19 protein-coding genes are annotated in these 19,626 nt (G+C 72.2%); 6 read left to right on the top strand and 13 right to left on the bottom strand.

Translation table 11 applies throughout. From position 1 onward, the window contains the following. Positions 1 to 321: 321 nt before the first annotated feature. Both ACGFQC_RS18160 and ACGFQC_RS18155 read right to left on the bottom strand, forming a co-directional pair. Positions 322 to 627, bottom strand: a complete 306-nt coding sequence (locus tag ACGFQC_RS18160; RefSeq protein ID WP_363090560.1) for a hypothetical protein — start codon at positions 625 to 627, stop codon at positions 322 to 324. 9 nt (positions 628 to 636) lie between these two features. Further along, the gene (locus ACGFQC_RS18155; protein WP_363090561.1) at positions 637 to 2,283 is read right to left on the bottom strand and encodes a M6 family metalloprotease domain-containing protein; all 1,647 of its coding nucleotides are present in this window, start codon (positions 2,281 to 2,283) and stop codon (positions 637 to 639) included. A 787-nt stretch (positions 2,284 to 3,070) separates the two neighbouring features. Between ACGFQC_RS18155 and ACGFQC_RS18150 the strand changes: the two genes are divergently transcribed. Then, complete coding sequence (locus ACGFQC_RS18150; RefSeq protein ID WP_363090562.1) at positions 3,071 to 3,493, top strand: hypothetical protein; 423 nt, start codon at positions 3,071 to 3,073, stop codon at positions 3,491 to 3,493. A gap of 282 nt (positions 3,494 to 3,775) precedes the next feature. Here the strand turns inward: ACGFQC_RS18150 and ACGFQC_RS18145 are convergent, their stop codons facing one another. The 3 genes from ACGFQC_RS18145 to ACGFQC_RS18135 all read right to left on the bottom strand — a co-directional run bounded on the left by ACGFQC_RS18145 (position 3,776) and on the right by ACGFQC_RS18135 (position 8,961). Next, positions 3,776 to 4,549, bottom strand: a complete 774-nt coding sequence (locus ACGFQC_RS18145; RefSeq protein WP_363090563.1) for a DUF4097 family beta strand repeat-containing protein — start codon at positions 4,547 to 4,549, stop codon at positions 3,776 to 3,778. A 133-nt stretch (positions 4,550 to 4,682) separates the two neighbouring features. After that, positions 4,683 to 7,370, bottom strand: coding sequence for a family 78 glycoside hydrolase catalytic domain (locus ACGFQC_RS18140; protein WP_363090564.1), 2,688 nt, complete (start codon positions 7,368 to 7,370; stop codon positions 4,683 to 4,685). Between the two features lie 46 nt (positions 7,371 to 7,416). Next, positions 7,417 to 8,961, bottom strand: a complete 1,545-nt coding sequence (locus ACGFQC_RS18135; RefSeq protein ID WP_363090565.1) for an MFS transporter — start codon at positions 8,959 to 8,961, stop codon at positions 7,417 to 7,419. 168 nt (positions 8,962 to 9,129) lie between these two features. Between ACGFQC_RS18135 and ACGFQC_RS18130 the strand changes: the two genes are divergently transcribed. Then, a complete protein-coding gene (locus tag ACGFQC_RS18130; protein WP_363090566.1) occupies positions 9,130 to 9,762 on the top strand; it encodes a TetR/AcrR family transcriptional regulator in 633 nt (210 codons plus the stop codon). Between the two features lie 302 nt (positions 9,763 to 10,064). On the opposite strand, the gene ACGFQC_RS18125 is transcribed toward ACGFQC_RS18130, so the two are convergent. Further along, on the bottom strand, positions 10,065 to 10,745 hold the full coding sequence (locus ACGFQC_RS18125; RefSeq protein ID WP_363090567.1) for a DUF5701 family protein: 681 nt from the start codon (positions 10,743 to 10,745) through the stop codon (positions 10,065 to 10,067). 317 nt (positions 10,746 to 11,062) lie between these two features. Next, positions 11,063 to 11,572 carry a DinB family protein gene (locus tag ACGFQC_RS18120; protein ID WP_363090568.1) on the bottom strand — a complete coding sequence of 170 codons (510 nt, stop codon included), beginning with the start codon at positions 11,570 to 11,572 and terminating at the stop codon, positions 11,063 to 11,065. 192 nt (positions 11,573 to 11,764) lie between these two features. Between ACGFQC_RS18120 and ACGFQC_RS18115 the strand changes: the two genes are divergently transcribed. After that, on the top strand, positions 11,765 to 12,082 hold the full coding sequence (locus tag ACGFQC_RS18115; RefSeq protein ID WP_363090569.1) for a UBP-type zinc finger domain-containing protein: 318 nt from the start codon (positions 11,765 to 11,767) through the stop codon (positions 12,080 to 12,082). Between the two features lie 22 nt (positions 12,083 to 12,104). On the opposite strand, the gene ACGFQC_RS18110 is transcribed toward ACGFQC_RS18115, so the two are convergent. From ACGFQC_RS18110 to ACGFQC_RS18100, 3 genes are all read right to left on the bottom strand, one after another. Beyond that, positions 12,105 to 12,674: a TetR family transcriptional regulator gene (locus ACGFQC_RS18110; RefSeq protein WP_363090570.1), complete on the bottom strand. Its 570-nt coding sequence runs from the start codon at positions 12,672 to 12,674 to the stop codon at positions 12,105 to 12,107. Positions 12,675 to 12,684: 10 nt separating this feature from the next. Then, complete coding sequence (locus tag ACGFQC_RS18105) at positions 12,685 to 13,266, bottom strand: sugar O-acetyltransferase (RefSeq protein ID WP_363090571.1); 582 nt, start codon at positions 13,264 to 13,266, stop codon at positions 12,685 to 12,687. A gap of 109 nt (positions 13,267 to 13,375) precedes the next feature. After that, positions 13,376 to 14,407: a MerR family transcriptional regulator gene (locus ACGFQC_RS18100; RefSeq protein WP_363090572.1), complete on the bottom strand. Its 1,032-nt coding sequence runs from the start codon at positions 14,405 to 14,407 to the stop codon at positions 13,376 to 13,378. Positions 14,408 to 14,702: 295 nt separating this feature from the next. Between ACGFQC_RS18100 and ACGFQC_RS18095 the strand changes: the two genes are divergently transcribed. From ACGFQC_RS18095 to ACGFQC_RS18085, 3 genes are all read left to right on the top strand, one after another. Beyond that, positions 14,703 to 15,896 carry an acyl-CoA dehydrogenase family protein gene (locus ACGFQC_RS18095; protein WP_363090573.1) on the top strand — a complete coding sequence of 398 codons (1,194 nt, stop codon included), beginning with the start codon at positions 14,703 to 14,705 and terminating at the stop codon, positions 15,894 to 15,896. Between the two features lie 342 nt (positions 15,897 to 16,238). Continuing rightward, complete coding sequence (locus ACGFQC_RS18090; RefSeq protein ID WP_363090574.1) at positions 16,239 to 16,487, top strand: WhiB family transcriptional regulator; 249 nt, start codon at positions 16,239 to 16,241, stop codon at positions 16,485 to 16,487. 276 nt (positions 16,488 to 16,763) lie between these two features. Next, the gene (locus ACGFQC_RS18085) at positions 16,764 to 17,390 is read left to right on the top strand and encodes a sigma-70 family RNA polymerase sigma factor (protein WP_363090575.1); all 627 of its coding nucleotides are present in this window, start codon (positions 16,764 to 16,766) and stop codon (positions 17,388 to 17,390) included. 123 nt (positions 17,391 to 17,513) lie between these two features. Here ACGFQC_RS18085 and ACGFQC_RS18080 read toward each other — a convergent pair whose 3' ends face one another. Genes ACGFQC_RS18080 through ACGFQC_RS18070 form a run of 3 tightly spaced genes read right to left on the bottom strand, consistent with a single transcriptional unit; the run spans position 17,514 to position 19,595 of the window. After that, a complete protein-coding gene (locus ACGFQC_RS18080; protein WP_363090576.1) occupies positions 17,514 to 18,305 on the bottom strand; it encodes an anti-sigma factor in 792 nt (263 codons plus the stop codon). Then, complete coding sequence (locus ACGFQC_RS18075; RefSeq protein WP_363090577.1) at positions 18,289 to 18,900, bottom strand: sigma-70 family RNA polymerase sigma factor; 612 nt, start codon at positions 18,898 to 18,900, stop codon at positions 18,289 to 18,291. The genes ACGFQC_RS18080 and ACGFQC_RS18075 overlap by 17 nt, the downstream gene beginning before the upstream one ends. Further along, positions 18,900 to 19,595: a sortase domain-bontaining protein gene (locus ACGFQC_RS18070; RefSeq protein WP_363090578.1), complete on the bottom strand. Its 696-nt coding sequence runs from the start codon at positions 19,593 to 19,595 to the stop codon at positions 18,900 to 18,902. Before ACGFQC_RS18070 ends, ACGFQC_RS18075 begins: the two co-directional genes overlap by 1 nt. Positions 19,596 to 19,626: the final 31 nt, after the last annotated feature.

Below are 19,626 nucleotides of genomic sequence, written 5' to 3'. Positions count from 1 at the left end.
TCCAGCTCGACGCCGGCGCCGTTGCCGTCGTCGATGGTCGCGAAGTCCAGGTGCAGCCACGGCCGGTTGCCGGAACCGCCGACCCCCAGCGTCCGTCCTCGCCTGCGGTGAGGACCGCGGCAGGGGTGTCGACCGGGACGGCGCACGGCGGACGGTCCAAGCCGAGGTGATCAGGACGAGGTGATTGCGCGGGTTGTCGGGCTCCGGTCGTAAGCGGCTGCCGGCACACGCCGACCCGGTCCCGGTGGGTGTGCCCGAGGTGTGGGTGTGCCCGAGGTGAGGGGACCGGCGGAGTCCGTCCCCCTCACCGGCGCACGCTTCTCACAGCGGCGGTTCGACGGCGAAACGCCCCGGAGGAGGCCTGCTCTCGGCCATTGCCTCACCTGCGGCCAGCCTGGCCCTCACACGGATGGTGGACCCGGGTACCGCGTCCGCCAGGAGTCTGCTGGGTACGGCGAGCAGCATGTGCTGTCCGACGTTTCCCGACAGCAGGTCGGAGTAACCGGCCACCGGCTCGGCGTCGAGTACGGCCACCTCCGCCTGGTCCCAGGCCTCCAGCCGCGGATGCGGACCCGTGCCGACCAGCCGTGCGGTCAGATCGGTACGGTTGTCGACCGCCTGCACCATGACTGACGATCACTGCCGGGACGGGCCGTTGTGCCGGTACATGCTCTCTACGCCGCCCGCCTTGGCGAGGGACTGTGAGCCACTCGCCGTCTCCCTCGGCTCGGGTCGCGGGCTCTGCCTCAGGAAGGCCTCGGCCCCTGCCCAGGTGGAGTTCGACACGGCGTGTTCCAGGGAGGCGAGCCGCTCCTGGAGATCGTGGAGGGCCTCGACCAGCTCCGGTACGGCCTTCGCCTCCTGGCGGGCCGCGGCACCGAGCGGTTCGCGCACGGTGCCCGCTGCCGAAACCGACACCGTGGCGGTCATCGTCGCTGCCGACACCGAGATGTCCTTGACGGACACACCGGTCGGGGCTCCGGCGTAGGACAGGGACCCGGGGTTGCTCGACGCGGTGAACGAGGTGTTGCCGGTGCTCCCGGGGTAGGGGTCGCCGTCGTCACCGCGATTCGTCCCCCACTCCAGGTCGCGCCGGTTGTCGGCCTGGACCAGTCCCACCATGTAGTGGTTCTCGTCCGAGTTGTCCCGCTGACCGGTGTCGATGTGCGAGATCAGAAGTCCCCCAGCGGGCAACGACACGTCGAAACCGGTGCGTTGGCGGTTCTCCAGCAGGAAGTACTCGTTCCCCGGCAGGCCGTCCGTCCACAACCGGTACGCCTCGAAGCCGCTCTTGATGTCGGGGACGGACAGGGCCCCGTCACTCGTGACGTTGACGGCCTTGGCCCACCCCTGCTGGATCTTGCAGAACGCCGATGGGTGTGTCGGAACCTCACCGCCCCCGCCCCATGAACCACCGCCCATCAGGCACCAGCGGCCGACCCCTTCCGACGAACCGTCGATGTCGTACAGGTCGGGGAAGCCGAACAGCAGGTGCCCCAACTCGTGGGCGCAGACACCGATCTTGGCGTCCTCGGGGATCGTGAGGTAACCGTAGATCCGGGATCCGTCGGCGTTGTACGCACTCGGCAGGACCCACTTGTGCGACCAGATGTCCCCCCGGTCGCCGGTGGCTTCGCCGCCAGGACCGGCGTGCAGGACCATGAAGGCGTCGACGAGACCATTGCCGTCGTTGTCGTACGGCGCGTAGTTGACGAGGGGGTCGGCGGCGACGGCGGCGTCCCGGGCCATGATCTGCGCCCGCGCCTGCCCCGTCGGACGTCCGATGCCGAAGTTGTCGTTGGCGTACCAGGAGAGCTTCTGCGGCATCCGGACGGGACCGATGATCTCGCCGACGATGTCCACCAGACCGTGTGTCACTTCGCGGTAGTAGTCGCGGACACTGCCGTGCGGGAGTTCACCGAGGGAGAAGAACAGCTTCTCGAAGTGTTCCTTGTCCGTGGTCATCGGCTTGTCCTGGAAGTCCGCGAGGACGACGACGACCCGTACCACGCCGCTCAGCGGCGAGCGGGCGGCGGCCGCGGTACGGATGGCTTCGTGCGGAGTGCCAGGGGGGAACTCGTCGGGCGGGACGATGGTGCCGTCGTCGAATCCGAGAACGCGGGGAGGACCGCCGAGGCTGAAGATGCTCGTCAGGTCCGATTCCCCTCGGACCCGCTCGAGTTCCTGCCGCATCCTCTCGCGCAGTTCCGGACTGGGGGCGACGGCGCAGAACTCCGACCAGACCGCGGTCGTGGAATTCTGGACAGTACGATGGTGAACCATTGAAGTTTCCCTCGAATGAGAATTTCTTGGTCGTTTCTCTCAATCCAGTGACCCACTCCCGTAGAGGGCTCGCAAACCGACCACACCGCCGCGCAAAGCGGACAGGCGCCGTCGGGGCGGGTGTTGGTGCGAGGGTGCTGATGAGAGCGCGGGCCTCGTCGAGCGGACCGCACGCACCGAGGTCTCGCCGCCGTCCCCTTGCTGCGCCGCAAGGGCCGTTCGTCTGCCGCTCTCGCACATCGGTCGAGCGTGCCCCCCGCTCGGGGTGATGCCGGATGACCCAGACGGTTCTATCGTGGTAAATGAGGGCGTTCGAGCGGAATTTGACGCATCGGACCGTGCCCCCTCACGCCCTCTTCCACCACCTGTCGGATCAACGGACACAAGGAGGAAAGATGAGCGACAGCGCCCTGCGAAAACAGCCTGATCCCACCAGCGACTTCGATACCGGGGCATCGTCGCACCGGGCCGACGCCGACCTGTGGGCGGCATTCCACGCGGCTCAGAACGCCGAGTCGTCGAGGGACGGCGGCTCTGCTCCGCGAACAGACGAGCAGCTTCCGGCTGACGACGGAGGGGTCGAGCTCAGGCCGCTGCGACAGCAGTTCCAGGAGCACCAGGGGGGCGAGCCGCGGCCGACGGATCCGACGTCCGCCTTCGGCGCCGCCCCGCTGTCGTCCCGCTCCGCTGAGAGCGACGGGATGTCGGCCCACGAACTCCCCCCGTGCAATGAGGCCGTAGACCTCAGGCCACTCCGCGTACGGTTCCAGGAAGGAGATCGTTGATCATGGAACTCCGCATCCGCAACCGATACCACCTGACCGTCTCCACCGCCATCCTCTTCTTCAGCCCCGACACCTGCGCCGAGTACGGCCGCTGGGGAACGCGCGGCTGGTGGAACATCCCGCCCGGCGGCGAGGCGTACGTCCTGAACACCGGCAACACCTGGTCGTACATCTACGGAGAAGCCGCCGACGGCACCCTTTGGACCGACGTGAACGGCCCTCGGATCTACGTCCGCGAGGAGGCGTTCGACTCCTGCCTGCTGATCGGGGACACGCAGAGCCGGGTGGTCAGCACGGTCAAGGTCCGGTCCGGCACCGTCAACCTCAACCCGCCCGCCGGAGCCCTCACCGCGCTGCCGGCCGCCGTACCCGGTCAGCTGGAGACGGCTGCCGCCGGTTCGGCAGGACTCACGGGACGGCGCTGACGATCACGGGGCGCAGGTGACCGCTACGGAGGCCACCGCGACCGTGGTGACCACGACAGGCGTGATCACCGCCGGGGTGATGATCACCACGGGCGCTGATCAGGTGAGCAGCGCCGCGCGCGGTGGCGCTGCCGCGGTGCGGCCGGCGCGGCCCGGTCCGTGGCGGCGGCGTGGACGAGGACGGTTGCGCGGTCGCCGGGCACCACTTCGCCGGTCCAACGGCGGAGGGCGCCGGCCAGGCAGGTGTTCGGACAAGGCGAGGCCGACTGGTTCTCGGGCGCCTCACTCCCGGGCGGCGCCGACGTCGCCGTTGACCGTGGTCAGGGTCATGGTGTGGTCGTCCTGCGTGCCGTCGGTGGGAAGGGTCACCGACGGCCGGCCGTTGCCCGTGGTCGCCGTGACGCGGTAGCGGGGCGCGTCGTGCGGCACGACGACGCGGACCGAGCCGTTGGTGCCGGCCGCCGCGACGCCGGTCGGCGAGGTGGCGCAGTGGAGCACCACGTCGCCGTTCACCGTCTCCGCGCGCAGCGTCGTCACCCGAAGGGCGTCCGCGCGCACCGAACCGTTCCGGGTCGCCAGCCGTACCGCCGCGCCCTCTCCGTCCTCGGAACCGGTCACCGTCACGTCACCGTTGACGGTCGTCAGGTTCAGGGCGGCGTCGATGCCCGCCACGTCGATGCCCGCGTTGCGGGCGGTGACGGTGACGGACACGCCGGCGGGGACATCGACCTCGGGCATGCGCGGGCACGGCCCGTCCGCCTCGGGCGGCCGGGCGCACGACAGGTCCATGACCCAGGTGTCGTCGTGGTGCGTCCAGTGGTGACTTACGCCCCGGTCGACGACCACCCGGTCACCGTCCGCGGGCCGCAGACGCACCCCGTTGTCCGTGGTGATCACCAGGTGCGCCCCCGGGCCGGTGAGCGGCTGCCCTCCGGCCGTCGGAGCGTCGTCCCGCCCGTCGTGTCCCGCGCTGCCGCACCCCGCGACGAGGGGAAGGGCCGCCAGCACCACGGCCAGGCGCCGCGCGTACGTCGTCGTCATCGCCACCGCATCCATGCCCGGTCGCCTTCCCCGTCTCACAGCGGTCAGACCCGGACTTCTGTCGAAGTCCCCACCTGTCCTGCCTCCTGCAGACGTTGATGGAGCATCAGCATGCGGCCGCCAGGTGCCGTCGCCTCGTGCCCCCGCCTCAGCTGCGTGGCCAGGTGACGGTGTAGGTGTGGGTTCCGGGGTGAGCGAGGGCGGGCTCGCTTCCGGGGAGCCGGACCTCGGCCGTCGTGCCGGGCGGAACGGTCACGGTCACGGTGAACTCGTCACCGTGCCGCCGCCATCGGCAGGTGAGGGGCCCGTGCAGGCAGTCGTGGCGGGCCGAGGCCCACGTGAGGCCGCCGCCGGGCCGGGGCGCGATGACGAAGCGCCGGTGGCCGGCAGCGGCCGGGTCCGGGACCGGGTGCGGACGGATGCCGGCGACGTACTGGTGGAGGAAGGAGACGACGGCCCCTTTGCTGTAGTGGTTGTACGACATCTTGGGGCGGCCCCGTTCGTCGACGCCGTCCCAGTCCTCCCAGATGGTCGTCGCGCCGCGCTCGATCATGGCGAGCCAGGACGGTGGGGTGGGCTGCCGCAGGAGCTCGTGGGCGAGGTCGAGGTGACCGTGGTCGGCCAGGACCGGCAGGAGCAGGCCGGTGCTCAGGAAACCGGTGCTCAGGTGGGTGTCCGCGGAGCGGACCAGGGTGGCGAGCCGGTCCGCGGCGCGGGCGCGTACGGCCTCGGGGACGAGCCCGAAGGCCAGGGCACGCACCAGGGTGGCCTGGGTGTCGGGAGCGGTGACGGGTTCACCGGGGGAGGAGTCGGCGACGAGGTACTCGGCCCGCCAGGCGGTACGGGCGCCCTCGGCGACGCGTCGGTAGCGGGTCTCGTCGTCCCGGTGGTCCAGCAGGGCCGCGGTACGGGCGAGCAGGTCGGCCGAGCGGTGCAGGTAGGCGGTGGCCACGTCACCGCGGTCCCGGGCGGGGTCGAGGTCGGGGGCGACGCCGGGCTCCAGCCACTCGCCGAAGTGGAAGCCGGTGTCCCACAGGAACTCCTCGTGCGCGGCGGCGCGGGGGCGGGAGGCCGCGCGGTCCGGGTGGCGGCGGGTACGGGCCTGGCGGGCGGCGAAGTCCACCCAGGCGCACATCGAGGGGTACTGGGTGCGCAGCAGGTCCAGGTCGCCGTAGGCGCGCCAGATCTCCCAGGGGACGATGACGGCCGCGTCGCCCCAGCCGGCCGAGCCGTTCATGCCGCCCTCGGGCGAGCCGCGGCGGGCGGCCTCGTCGGCGGGGTCGGGGACGAAGTTGGGGACGGTGCCGTCGGCCCACTGGTCGGCGGCCAGGTCGGCGAGCCACTTGGCGGTGAAGCCGGCGACGTCGTAGAGGAAGGCGGCGGTGGGGACGAACACCTGCCAGTCGCCGGTCCAGGCGGCGCGCTCGCGCTGGGGGCAGTCGGTGGGCACGTCGCAGATGTTGCCGCGCATGCTCCACACCGCCGCCTCGTGGAGGCGGTTGAGACGTTCGTCGCTGCAGGTGAACCAGCCGGTGCGGGTCAGGTCGCTGTGCACGACGACGCCGGTGACGTCGTCGGCGGTCAGGGGGCCGGGGTGGCCCTCGACCCGGACGTAGCGGAACCCGTGGGTGGTGTGGCGGGGTTCGAACACCTCGCCGGGCCGCCCCGCGGAGGTGACGGTGTCGGTCTGACCGGCGGGCAGCGGCCGGTGGGTGGTCCAGTCGAAGGCGCGGATGTTGTCGGTGGTGACGTCGCCGTGCTCGTCCAGGGCCTCGCCGTGCACCAGGCGGAGCCGGGTGCCGGCCGGGCCGAGGTTCGTCAGCCGCAGCCGGCCGTTGATGTTCTGCCCCAGGTCCACCACGTGCCGTCCCGGCCCCCGCCGGGTCACCGCGACCGGTCGCACGTCCTCGACCTGGCGGACGGGTGGGGCGAGGGGACCGGTCAGGCGGGTGAAGTCGTCGTAGAGGCCGCCGTGGGCGACGTGCGCCGGGTGCCACGGGTGGCCGTCGAAGCCGGCCGTCGCCCAGCGCGGGTCGTGGACGCGCAGGTCGGTCTCCTGGCCGTCCATGAGGTCGGCGGCACCGACGGGGCCGGCGGTGCCGCGCCAGCCGGGGCCGGTGCCCAGCACGGTGGTGGTGCCGTCGGGATGCCCGACGGTCAGCTGGACGAGGAGGGCGGTGCGGGTACCGAAGCCGTCGGCCTCGCGGGCGAAGCCGTGGCGGCCGCGGAACCAGCCGTCGGAGAGTACGGCGCCGAGCGCGTTGTCGCCCTGGACCAGCAGGCCGGTGACGTCGTAGGTCTGCACCTGGAGGCGGGAGCGGTAGGCGGTGAAGCCCGGGGTGAGTTCGGCGTCCCCGACCCGGTGGCCGTTGAGGAACGCCTCGTAGATCCCGTGGGCGGTGGCGTGCAGGCGGGCCTCGCGGACGGGTTTGCCGAGGGTGAAGGCGTGGCGCAGCAGGTGGGCGGGGCGGAGGCCGGCCGCGGCGGGTTCCGGCTCGGCCGGTTCGATCCACCGGGCCTGCCATGCGTGCGGCTCCAGGAGGCCGGTCTCCCACCAGGAGGCCTGCGACCAGTCGCTCTCGCCGAGGTCCGTCCAGACCTTGACCCGCCAGGGGATCCGGGTGGCCGACCCCGGCGTGGGGCCGGCGTACCGGACGTAGGTGTTGACCGCCGAGTCCACCCTCCCCGAATCCCAGTCCCCGGCCTCGATCCGGTACGCGGTCTGCGTACGCGATCCGTGCGGGAGTCTCCAGGACAGGCGCGGACACCGAACGTGGATGCCCAGGGGCCTGTCGAGGTGTTCGACCCGCAGGTGGGTGGGTGTGGTGCTGAACAAGGAGGGTCCTCTCGGGGAGGGGGCCGGCGGTGAGCGGGAGGTGCGGTCAGGCGGACCGGAGCGCCTCGGATCCGGGGGGTGCCGGATCGAGGTCACGGGCCGCGACGTCCGCGGGACGGGCCAGCCTCGGGATGGCGAGGGAGATGAGCAGTCCGACGGCGACGACCGCGGCCATCGCCAGGTAGGCGTGGGTGAAGGCACGGTCGTGGTAGAAGGCGGTGCCGTCCAGCACGGTGGAGTCCGCGGCCAGGACCGCGTAGAGCATCTGGTTGGTCAGTGCCAGGAAGACCTGGGTGAGCAGGGAGGACATGCCGTTGGCGGCGGCCTGCTCCTCCGCGGAGACGACCGACACGATCATGGTCTGCTGCCCGGCCATCAGGATGCCGCCGCCCAGTCCCATGACGACGCCGGTGGCGATGATCTGCGTCGCGTTGCCGTGGTGGAAGGCGGCCAGGACCAGCCCGCAGGTGAGGATGACGAGGCCGGCGTACCAGACGGCGCGGGGGCTGACGGTCCGTACCGCCCGGCCGACGCCGATGCCGGCGGCGAAGGTGACGAGCCCTGCGGGGATGCCGATGACGGCGACGCGGGTGGTGGACCAGCCCAGACCGTCGGACACGTGCGGAATGGGCGGGAAGAGGGCGAGGAAGATCAGGATCACCTGGGAGGCGAAGAAGGCGGCCTGCGGCACGGAGGAACCGAGCAGGACGGTGGCCAGGGAGCGGCGCCCCAGCATGCGCAGGTCCAGGATCGGTGCGGCGACGCGCAGTTCGACGACGACGAAGGCGGCCAGCGCGGCCACCCCGCCGGCCAGGGTGAGGAGGACCCCCGCGGAGCTCCAGCCCCAGTCGCGGCCCTGGCCGATCCCGATGACCACCAGGGAGAGGCCGCCGCCGAGCAGGAGGGCGCCCGCCCGGTCCAGTGGGCCGGTCGCGGTCCGCAGGGGGGTCTCGGGGACGGCGAGCAGGGTGGCGATGGCGACGACGGTCGAGGCCACCAGGAACCACAGGGCACCGCGCCAGCCGAAGGCGTCCAGCAGCCGGCCCGACAGCAGCGGGGCGAGCAGACTGAGCACGCCGACCGAACCGGCGACCGTCCCGAGGGCCATGGCGACCTTGCGGGGCGGGAACAGATCACGGACCGCGGCCAGGACGAGGACCGCGACCGGCCCGTACAGACCCCCGATCACCCGGCCCAGGACCATCACCGGGTAGTTCGGCGCCACGACGGTGACGATGTCGCCGATGAGCCCGGCGGCGGCCAGGACGAGCATGACGCGCCGCTTGCCGTGCACATCGCCCAGGCGCACCGCGAACGGGGTGGCCACGATCGTCGCCAGTGTGAACGACAGGCTGAACCAGGCGATCTGCGTGGTGTGGAAGTGCTGGGCGATCTGCGGCTGGGCGTTGGCGGCGATGATGCCGGCCACGACGAGCAACTGGCCGGGCCACACCAGGGCGGCCAGTCGGCGCAGTTCCGCGCCGGTCCAGCGAGAGGTTTCGGAGACGAACCGTGTGGGGCCGGTCGCGTCGGTGTCACCGGTCGAAACCGGCGCCGCGGGCAGCGGTGCCGGGTCGGGTGAAGTGTTCATGGTCGCTCCGAGGAGAGGTCGGCGTGTCGTTGCGCCGAGGTTTCCGACCGATGATGCGAATCAAAAACCGAGTGCGCTAGGTTTTAGGAATGTGTTCCACGTCACGCCAGGCTGCCGTCAGTGCCCCCGCGGGTGTTCACCCGCCGCGTGATGACTACGGTGAACGGCATGACCAGCAGCACCCGAGGCCCACGCGGCAGCTACTCGGTAGGCGTAGCCCGGCGGCAGAAGATCGTGGAGGCGGCCGCACGGCGGTTCGCGCGGGAGGGGTACCACCGCACCGCGCTGACCCGCATCGCGGAGGACGTCGGCATCACCGAGGGCGGTCTGCTGCACCACTTCCGCAGCAAGAAGCACCTGCTCCTGGCCGTCATGGAGCACCGCTTCGCCACCGAGGCGGAATGGTGGTCACGCCTGCCCGGTGACGTGGGCGGCCGGGGCATCCTGCGGGCCATGGTGGCGGCGACCGAACGCCACCTCGCCGAGCCCGGCCTCATCGAGCTGTTCGTCCTCACCTCGGCGGAGGCCGCCGATCCGGCCAGTGCCGCCCACGCCCTCTTCGCCGAGCGCTACGAGCGCGCCGTCGACGCGCTGGCCCGCCAGCTGGGCGCCGCCATGGACAACGGGACGCTGCGCGAGGACACCGACTGCCGGGCGGTCGCCCGTGAGTGCATCGCCGTCAGTGACGGCCTCCAGCTCCAGTGGGTGATCTCGGGCGGCACGCTGGACCTCGCGGGGGCGGTCCACACCCACGCCGACCGCATCGCCCGCACCGTCCTCGCCGACGGCGGCGGGCTCTGACGGTCGGGCCACGGTCACGGCGGCCGTGGCGCGGGTCGTGGAGGAGGAACCGCGCTCGTCGAGAAGGCGGTCGCCGGCGCGGGAGCCCGGCGACCGCGCCCGTGCCGCCCGCGCCTAAGCCCGCCGCACCCGGCCGGAGCACGGATGACACGGCCCCGCGGGGACGGAGGGCAGCGGCGGCCGGGCAGCCATGGCGGTCAGGGGGCGAAGCCGCCGGGCCGGCCGCGGATCCCGGTGTCCTTCCCCCTGATCCGCCGCCGTCGCGATGCTCGGCTGCAGCCCCTCCGCACCATGACGAGGCGTCACACCTCGCGGCCCCGACGGTCCGTCGCGGAGGCGAAACCCAGCCAGGTGTGCCGGTTGCCCGCCCAACACCAGCCGACCTTCGGCGCGTTGCGACGCTCGCGGCCGTCCCGCCCGGTGCCGTTGCTGATCCAGATCGCCGGAGTGCGGCTATCCAGCGCGCCATTGGCCTTGCGCAGCCGGGAACCGATGGTCATGAAGCAGCGGTTGCGTTCCAGCACGGCGGGCAGCTGCATCACCCAGTGGATGCCCTCGGTGAGCAGCAGCGGGGTGCGGCCCTCCGCCGTGAGAGCGGGCAGAGCCTCGTCGGGGCTCCAGTCGGCCATGTGGTCACCCCGGTCGAGGCCGGAGAGAAGGTAGAGCGGGGCATCGGGCGGCGCGACGCCGTCGAGCGGCGCGAAGAGGTCGACGTCGGGCATGTCGGTGACGACGAAACCCGGCTTGCCGTCGAGGCGGAGCAGGGGCGCCAGGGCGGAGGCCGGCGCCCGATCCGGGTGAACGGCGAGCAGGGCACCCGCACCGCCCCGGGAAGCCTCGGCGGACTCGGTGAACGAACGCAGGTCGGCCGCGGAGAGCTCCGCGATCTCGTGCACCCCCAGCTCGATCAGGCGCTCGGCCTGCGCGCTCGGGGACGGGAGCGCGGGCACGACGGTGGAGGGGGTCTGCGAGGTCTCGGGCACGGTACTCCCAGGGTCGGCGATGTCGTCGGCCCCGGGACAACGCGGAAACCCACCGGAACGTTCCCTACCGGGCCGGCGGACGTTTGTCGTGGATGCCCGGATGCCCGGATGCCCGGATGCCCGGATGCCCGGATGCCCGGATGCCCGGATGCCCGGATGCCCGGACACCAACGCGATGCGACGAGATTCGCCCCGACCCGACCCGACCCGATCCGACCCGACCCGATCCGACCCGGCCCGATCCGCCCCGCGCGCGATGCGGCGGCCCCCTCCGGCACCGCGCGCCCGGACGCGGGAGCCGCAGGACGGTTCCGGCCTCAGAGGGAGCGCGTCGTACCGGCGAGGATCTGCTCGCGCAGGATGTCCGCGTGGCCGCAGTGCTGGGCCAGTTCGCGCAGCGTGTGCAGGTAGACCCAGCGCAGCGGCAGCGGGCCGCGGCGGTTGCCTCTTACGAGCTCGTCCAGGGCCAGATCCGCCGTCGCTCGACGGGACGCCGCACAAGCCTGCCGGTAGGCGCGCTGGACCGAGGCGATCGTGTCGTCGTCGCGGAGACCGAACGACTCGTCGGGGGAGGCGGGAATGCCGATCTCGGCACGTGACCGGCAGGTGATGGCCTCGTCGAACCAGACCTTCTCGACGAACGCGGCATGCTTGACCAGGCCCAGCAGAGTGGTCTTGGACGGGACCAGCGACCTGCGCGCCTGCTCCTCGGTCAGTCCGCTCAGGCTGTCGTGCAGTGCCGAGCGGTGCTCGTCGAGGAACGCCTCGAACTGATCGCGTAAGGGTGCGTGGAAGACGGCGGGCTGCGCCGACGGCGGGGAAACCATGACCGCCACGATAGTCCGGCGGACCCCGGGGCGGCGGCGGTCCGCGCGCCCGGCCGGCAGCCGCCGCCCCGAAACCGAACACCCGCCCGCGCACCCGTCTTCGCGGCGTTTCCGGCGCGAGACGCATCCGGCGGGCCCGCGGCGGTCGAAGAGAGAGGGACGGCGAGGGAAGGCCGGCGGAGGAGAGACGACATGACGAGGTGGACACTGCGCCCCGACGGTGGCCGGCCGGAGGGACGCGGCTGCGCACACATCGAAACGCTCGAGCGGGAGCACGAACCGCGGAGCGAGGTGTGTCTGCGGTGCGCGGCTCTCAGACACGACTGGGTCGGCCTGCGGGTGTGCCTCACCTGCGGCCACGTGGGCTGTTGCGACAGTTCGCGCCATGGCCACGCCACCGCTCACTTCGACTCCAGCGGGCACCCGTTGATCCGGGGCGTCGGAGGCGGCGACGAATGGGCCTGGTGCTTCGTCGACGAGGTCTACCTCCGACCACGTCACGCGACCTGAGCGTGCGCTCCCGCCGCACAGGTCAAAGATCAAGCCAGCGGTCCTCCCGGCCGACCGTGGTGATGCGGGTGACGGCGTCCAGGGTGAGCGCGCGGTCGTGGGGGTCCCGGGCCAGGGCGCGGTGCAGGATCAGGCCCTCGACGAGGGCGTCCAGTTGGCGGGCCGTGTCGGCGTCGAAGTGCTTCTCCAGGTGGGTGCGGCTGCCCGCCATCCATTCCTGGGTGAGTTCCCGGTAGGCCGGCCGCCGCGCGGCGAGGGTGTAGAGCTCCTGCGTGAGGACGAGGTCGCGCGGGCTCCCCTCGGACAGCGCGTGGATGAGGTCGGTCACCGCGGCCCTGGCCTGGTCGCGGTCGGCCGGGGGCGCCAGATACGCGTCGAACAGCGCCACGATGTGGTCCGAGAAGTGACGGAACGCCTCGCTGAGCAGCTCGTCCATGCCGCTGAAGTGATAGGTCATCGACCCCAGGGGCACGCCGGCACGTGCGGCGATCTTGCTGTGGGAGACGCCCGCGACCCCCTCGTCGGCGACCAGGTCGAGGGTGGCGGCGAGGATGCGCGCGCGGCGCCGGGGGTCGGTGTGTCCGGTGGCCATGGCGGCGGGCTCACAGGCTCCGCACCGGTCGGGCCGGATTGCCGACCGCCACGACGTTCGCGGGCAGGTCCCTGGTGACGACGGCGCCCGCGCCGACGACGGAGTTGTCGCCGATGGTCACACCGGGCAGGACGATCGCGCCGCCGCCGAGCCAGACGTTGTCGCCGATGGTGATCGGCTTCGCCGCCTCCAGCTTGTCCCGCCGGGGCTGCGGCTCCAGGGGGTGCGTGGGGGTGAGCAGTTGGACGTTGGGGCCGATCTGGCAGTCCTGGCCGATGGTGATGGCCGCGACGTCCAGTGCGGTCAGGTTGTAGTTGACGAAGGTGCGCGCGCCGATCGTGATGTTGCTGCCGTAGTCGACGTGGAGCGGCGGCCGCACGTGCGCCTCCTCGCCCAGCGCGCCAAGGAGTTCGGCGAGGAGTGGCCGGGCGGCGTCGGCGTCCTCGGCGTAGGCGGCCTGGTAGCGGGTGGCCAGGCGGACGGCCTGCTGCTGGCGGCGCGCGATCTCCGGGTCGTCGGCGATGTAGAGATCGCCCGCGAGCATGCGCTCCAGGTTGGTACGGGGGTCGTCCGCGAAGTGGTCCGTCGTCATGCGTACGAACGTACGCTACGGGTCGAGGTGCCGGACCGCCGCGGTGGACGTGGCGAACCGCGTCGGCGGGCCGAAGGCCGTGCCCCTCAGGCGGACCCTGCCGTGCCCCTCAGGCGGACCCTGCTGAGCTGAGCATCCGGACCGCCGTGCCCAGCCCGGCCGGACGCGTCAGGCCGGGCTCGGTCGGCCTGCTCCAGCCGGGTCCGCAGAGCATGACCAGGCTCTGCGTGCGGGCGCCGTGCACTCCCCAGCGCGTCGCCGCGATGTGACGGGCCAGCGGAAGGCTCGCCGTGGACCGCGACTGCGACCAGAGGGCCACCGCCGCGGGCCCGACGCGCTGGACCGCGGCCACGACCGTCTCGGTGGGGACGGCGGCGCCCAGCACCAGGGCGGGAACACCCAGTTCGGCCAACGCCGCGCTGAGCGCCTCGATCGGCAGTGTGTGCTGCTCGCCGGGCAGGCAGGCGAGCAGTACGGGGGGCACGCCGTGCGGCGCGTGCCGCAGGGTCGAGGTGACGTAGACGTGCCGCAGCGTGGCGGAGATGTGCCAGGACAGCAGGTGCTCCACCTCGATGTAGCGGTCGCCCGAGGATTCCCACCTGCGACCGACCGCCCGGAGCGAGGGCACCATGACCTTCTCCCAGGCGCCGATCAGCCCGTAGGTGCTGACGGCGTCGGTGAGCCGCGCCTGGACGGCCGTGGCGTCCAGGCGCACCGCGGCCCGCGCGAGTCCCACGCATGCCTGCCGCGGATGCTCGGACGAGGCCCGGCTCTCGTGGTGTGGCGCAGGAGGGGGCTGCGCGGCGGCCGACTGCTCCGACTCCCCCTGACGGTCTGCCGCGGGTGTCGTGTGGAGGGCGCCCCGGAGCGCCGCTCCGGTGGACGGGCGCTGTCTCGCGATGCGCGCGGCCTCCGCCGGAGGGACGCCACTCGCGGTCAGACGGCACATCTCCTGGACCGTGGCGACGTCCTCCGGCGTCCAGCGGCGGTGCTTGCCCTCGTCGCGCACCGCCGGCCCGAGGCCGTACCGCCGATCCCAGCTGCGCAAGGTGGTGGGGGAGACCCCGAGCCTGCGCGCCAGGCAACCGGTGGTGATTCCGGCGTCGGACGTCTCCGTGGCACCGCGCGCGTCGAGGTCCATCACAGGTTCCGCGCGGTCGCGCGGCACGGCACCGCAGGTTCCGCAATGTCGAGGCCGGACGGCGGGGGCACGGGGGACGGCAAGGGGCACCTGCCTCGTCTCGGTTGTTTCGGGATCCCGCCACCTCACGGGACCTGCACGTTCTTCGCCGGAAAGGGTGTTCACGGATGCACCGCGGGCCCCGGTGTGTCTCCTGTGCCGAGAACGCCGGCAGCCGAGTGCGGGCGCCGCCGGCCGACTGCGGACGCCCGGCCGCGGCGGGCATTGCCCGGCGCGAGCGTGGAAGAAGGGCCCCATGACTTCACTCACGGAACAGCACAACGCCGCAGACTTCTACGACTTCGAGGCCGCCCTGACCGAGGACGAGCGCGAAGTCCTCCTCAGGACACGGGCGTTCATGCGCGACGAGGTCCAGCCGCTGGTGGCCGGTCAGTGGGCCGACGGCTCCTTCCCCAGGGAGCTGATCGCCCGTTTCCGTGAGAGCGGGCTGGTCGGCCTGCCCTACGAGGGCTACGGCGACGACCGCCCCGTCGCCAGCCATCTGCTGACCGGGATGATGGCGATGGAGATGAGCCGGGTCGACGCCTCGGTCGCCACCTTCTTCGGAGTCCACAACGGGCTCGCCATGCACGCCATCCACACCGGGGGCGACCAGGCCCAGCGCGACCGCTGGCTGCCCGGCATGGCGAGGATGGACACCGTCGGGGCGTTCGCGCTCACGGAACCGCTCGACGGCTCCGACATCGCGGCAGGCATGCACACCACCGCCCGGCGTGCGGGCGACAGCTGGGTGCTCAACGGCGCCAAGCGCTGGATCGGCAACGCCACCTTCGCCGACCACATCGTCGTCTGGGCCCGAGACGTCGACGACGACCAGGTCAAGGGGTTCGTCGTCGACGGCGGCACGCCCGGACTCAAGGTCGAGAAGATCGCCCACAAGACGTCGCTGCGCATCGTCGAGAACGCCGACATCACCCTCGAAGACGTCCGCGTCCCGGAGTCCGACCGGCTGCAGAACGCGTCCTCCTTCCGCGACGTCGCCGAGACCCTGCGCGCCACGCGCAGCGGTGTCGCCTGGCAGGCCCTCGGCGTCATGATCGGCGCCTATGAACTCGCCCTGCGCTATGCCTCCGAGCGGCAGCAGTTCGGTCGTCCGCTCGCGGGTTTCCAGCTCGTGCAGGACCTCCTGGTCAAGAGCCTCGGCAACATCACCTCCAGCTGGGGCATGCTGCTCCAGCTGGCCCGGCTCCAGGATGCCGGGGTGTTCCGCGACGAGCACTCGTCCCTGGCGAAGGCGCACGTCACCGCCCGGATGCGGGAGGTGGTGGCCTGGGCCCGCGAGATGTTCGGGGGAAACGGCATCGTCCTGGAGTACGACGTCGCACGCTTCTTCGCGGACGCGGAGGCCATCTACTCCTTCGAGGGCACCAGGGAGATGAACACGTTGATCGTGGGAAAGGCGATCACCGGACAGAGCGCCTTCGTCTGATCGCCGACGACTCGCCACCGGCGATCGTCGCTCGGTGAGCTCCTCACGGGCACGGGCACGGGTGCGGACACGGGCACCGCGCTCCGGTTCACCGCCGCCGGTGCCCCGGGCGGCCGGGGTGCCGAGGGCGACAGGGGTGGTCGAAAAGAACCGAAAAGCTTATATTCCTGTCTATCCCTGCCGGGTCCCGCGGCGCTTCGGGCGCCGGGGACAGGACTGCCCGAAAACGGGCGGCCAGGCGACCGGCGGAGGAAATCCCATGTTGTCCGCACCCTGCGGCGAGACCCGTCCCGTGCTCCACGGTGGCACCTGTCGTGCGACGGCCGGGAGGGCGGAAGGCGTATGAACTGGCGTGAGTCGGCGGCCTGCCGCTACGAAGACCCCGAACTCTTCTTCCCCATCCGCGAGGACGGCCCGTGGCGGCGGCAGATCGAGCAGGCTCGCTCGGTGTGCAACCGGTGTCCCGTGGTCGGTGCCTGCGGCGCCTGGGCGCTGCGCAACGGGGAGTCCGACGGGATGTGGGGCGGGATGACCCCGGGAGAACGCCGGACCCTGCGGCTCAGGCGGGTCGGCGGGAACAGCCCCGCCTGAGCCGGACGCGTCCCCGCGGCGCCCTCCGTGGCGCACGTCCCCGACCCGGGACGGGGGAGCGGTCCGACGAGCAGGGCCGGTCACGGTGTCGACGGCGTGGCGCCGATCCGATGCAGAGTCGATGCAAGTTGCCGCACAGAGGTGCGGCTCCGCATGCTGGACCAGTCGAATCGCTTCCTGCGGCCGGCTGCGAGGAGTGCACGGCTCCGCGTGGCCGCGCAGTGGCCCGGGCCCTCCGAGACGGAACCGGTCCCTCCTGCACGAGGAGTAATCGCCATGACTGCACGGCAGGCCATCGAACCGACCCCCCGGTCCGCGCCGCCACGGGCTCCGGCCGAGGGACCTTCGGCCGACGAGGAGATCGTCGCGGCCTTCATGGCGGGTGACGAGGCAGGTGTGGCCGCCGTCTACCGGCGGTGGGGCCCACTGGTCTACACCCTGGCGCGACGCTCCCTCGGGGACGCCCGCGAGGCCGAGGACGTCACGCAGGTGGTGTTCCTCGCGGCGTGGCGGGGACGTTCCGGTTTCGCCCCGGAGCGCGGCACCCTGGCCGCCTGGCTCACCGGGATCACCCGCCGCAAGATCGCGGACGCGCTGTCCGCCAGGACCCGACGGGCCGAACTCGGCGCGGCGGCCCAGTCGTTGCTGCCCGGCGCGGCGCCGGAGTCCGACGCCCAGCCGGACGCCGTGATCGACCGGGTGATCATCGGACACGAGCTGGCCAGACTCCCCGCCCCACAGCGCCGCGTTCTCGGCCTGACGTTCTACGACGACCTGACGCAGAAGCAGATCGCCGAGGTGACCGGCTGGCCGCTGGGCACCGTCAAGAGCCACGCCCGCCGGGGCCTGCACCGGCTCAGCCGCTGCCTGCGGGACAGCGAGACGTTTCGCCACCTCGCATGAACGACACGAACGACGCACCGACGACACGAACGACGCACCGACGACACGAACGACGCACTGACGATGCGACACTAGTCTCTTCCCCCCCGCAGTGGCCCGGCGCTCGGCGCGGGGAGCGGACGGTCAGCCGGCGAACGGGCCGCGAACCACGCTGTCGCCGGAGTGGTCGGGTCTGCCGTTGTAGGGCTGAACGGACACGTCGACCACGGAGTACTCCTGGAGGTCGATGTTGTCGGGGACGGGCAGTGCTGCGCGGCCGTCGGGGCCCAGGACGCCCATGGAGACCAGCTTGGTGTGCGTGCGGTCCATGAGCCAGACCTCGAAGTAGCCGGACGTACGGGGGAGACCCTTGACGGTGATGTCGAGGGTGCGGTGCCCGCCGCCGTCGCTGAGCCGGGCGTAGCCGGCCGAGTCGGCGCGCAGTGAGTCGAGCCGCTCGGAGGCGGCCGACGGGACACCCGCGGACTTCTCCTGGGTCATCCACCAGGTGACGGTGCTCCCCGCGGCCGCGCCGAGCAGCGCGGCACACGCGGCCAGCGTCACGGCGAAGCGACCCGGCCTGCGGAGCCTTGTCCGTGCCTCGGTCCGTGCCTCGGGATGGCTCGTTCCCGCGCCGGTGACGCCCTCCTCTTCCGTCTCGCGTGGCAGACGTACGGGGGACGCGGCCGTCCCGGCGTCGAGGTCGTGCCGGACGGCGATGCCGAGTTCGGCGGCGATGGAGTCCCACAGGTCGGCCGGCGGCCGGAGCAGGTCGTGCTCGTCCAGCGAAGACGCTCTGGCGCTCACGACCACGCGACGCAGGGCCCGCAGTTCCCGCGCGCAACGGGCGCACCCGAGAAGATGCTCCGCGGCGGGAGGGGACGGCTCCTCCCCGATCGCGATCAGCGCCAGTGTTTCGTCATCCGTGTGCTCCACCGTCCACCTCCAATCGGTTCTTCATCCGCATCAGTCCGCGCCGGGTGTGGCTCTTGACGGTGCCGAGGGGGAGACCGGTCCGCTCGGCGATCTGCGCCTGGGTGAGATCTTCGTAGAACGCCATCCTGAGCACCGTCTGCTGCTGTTCGGGAAGCCTGTCCAGCTCGTCCGTCAGCAGGACGTGGTCCAGGACGGAGTCGGCCGGGGCCGCGGGCTGCTCGGGCGCGGCCGACGACACCGCCGAGGTGATCGCCTCCACGTCCCTCAAGTGCCGGGAGCGTCTGGTGAGGGCGTCGGCGACCTTCTTGTGGGCGATGCCCATGAGCCACGTCTTGAGCGACCCGCGCCCGGCGTCGTAACCCTTGCGGCCCTGCCAGGCTCCCACGAAGACCTGTTGCGTGACGTCCTTCGCCTCCTCGGCGTCTCCCAGCCTCCGTGTCGCCACCGTGAACACCAGCGCACCCCACCTTCGGTATGCCTCGCCGAGGCACGACTCGTCACCGACCGCGAAGCCGTCTCCCAGGCGGGCGTCGGACAGGGACGCCGCGGCCGCCACACCGGCGGCCAGGACCTCGGATCCGCCCCATCGTGACATCACTTCGGTGCCTCCACCGCGGTGACCACCAGGTTGTTCTGGTACCCGCCGCGGTCGGGGAGGTAGGGGCCGGTACAGGTGATGAGGGTGAGGACGGCCGGGCCGTCCCTGCGGAACGCCTCCGACGACGGCAGGTCCCGCTTGCTGACGGTGCGGCGCGCGGTGATGCGGTACGCGGTCGCGTCGTCGTTCCCGCTCTTGACGAGCACCTCGTCGCCCGTTCTGACGTCGTTCAGGGCGTCGAGGACGCCCAGGCCGCGCCCCTTGGCGTCGACGTGGCCGACCACGACGGCGGAGCCCTGCGGGGAGCCCGGCGCGGGGGAGTAGCGGTACCAGCCGACGCGGTCGGGATCCTTCGGTACCTCGACCTGTCCGTCGCCCGTGACCCCCACCGGATCGACCGGGGCGCGGACGTCGAGCCGGGGCAGGGCCAGCGACGTCGGCTCGGCGACCGGCCCGGTGGCCGAGGCGGGAGCGCTCGGCGAACGCCCGCCGGCGGCCGCCGCCGCGGGGACCGTCTCCCGCGCCGGGCCGGCCGTCGGGGCTCCGGTGGCCGGCGTCGCGCCGAAGTCGTCGGCGACGGGGGCCCGCTCCCCGGGCCAGGAGCCGGTGAGCAGGACGGTGGAGACGATGAGTCCCGCCAGCGCGAACACCAGCCCGACGAGGACGGGCCGCCGCGACGACCGCTTGCCCATGGAGAAGTCCTCCCTGCGCTGAGATCGCGGG

Source organism: Streptomyces sp. NPDC048734, from assembly GCF_043198675.1.
GTDB lineage: Bacteria > Actinomycetota > Actinomycetes > Streptomycetales > Streptomycetaceae > Streptomyces.
This window is presented reverse-complemented; position numbering and strand designations above follow the sequence as displayed.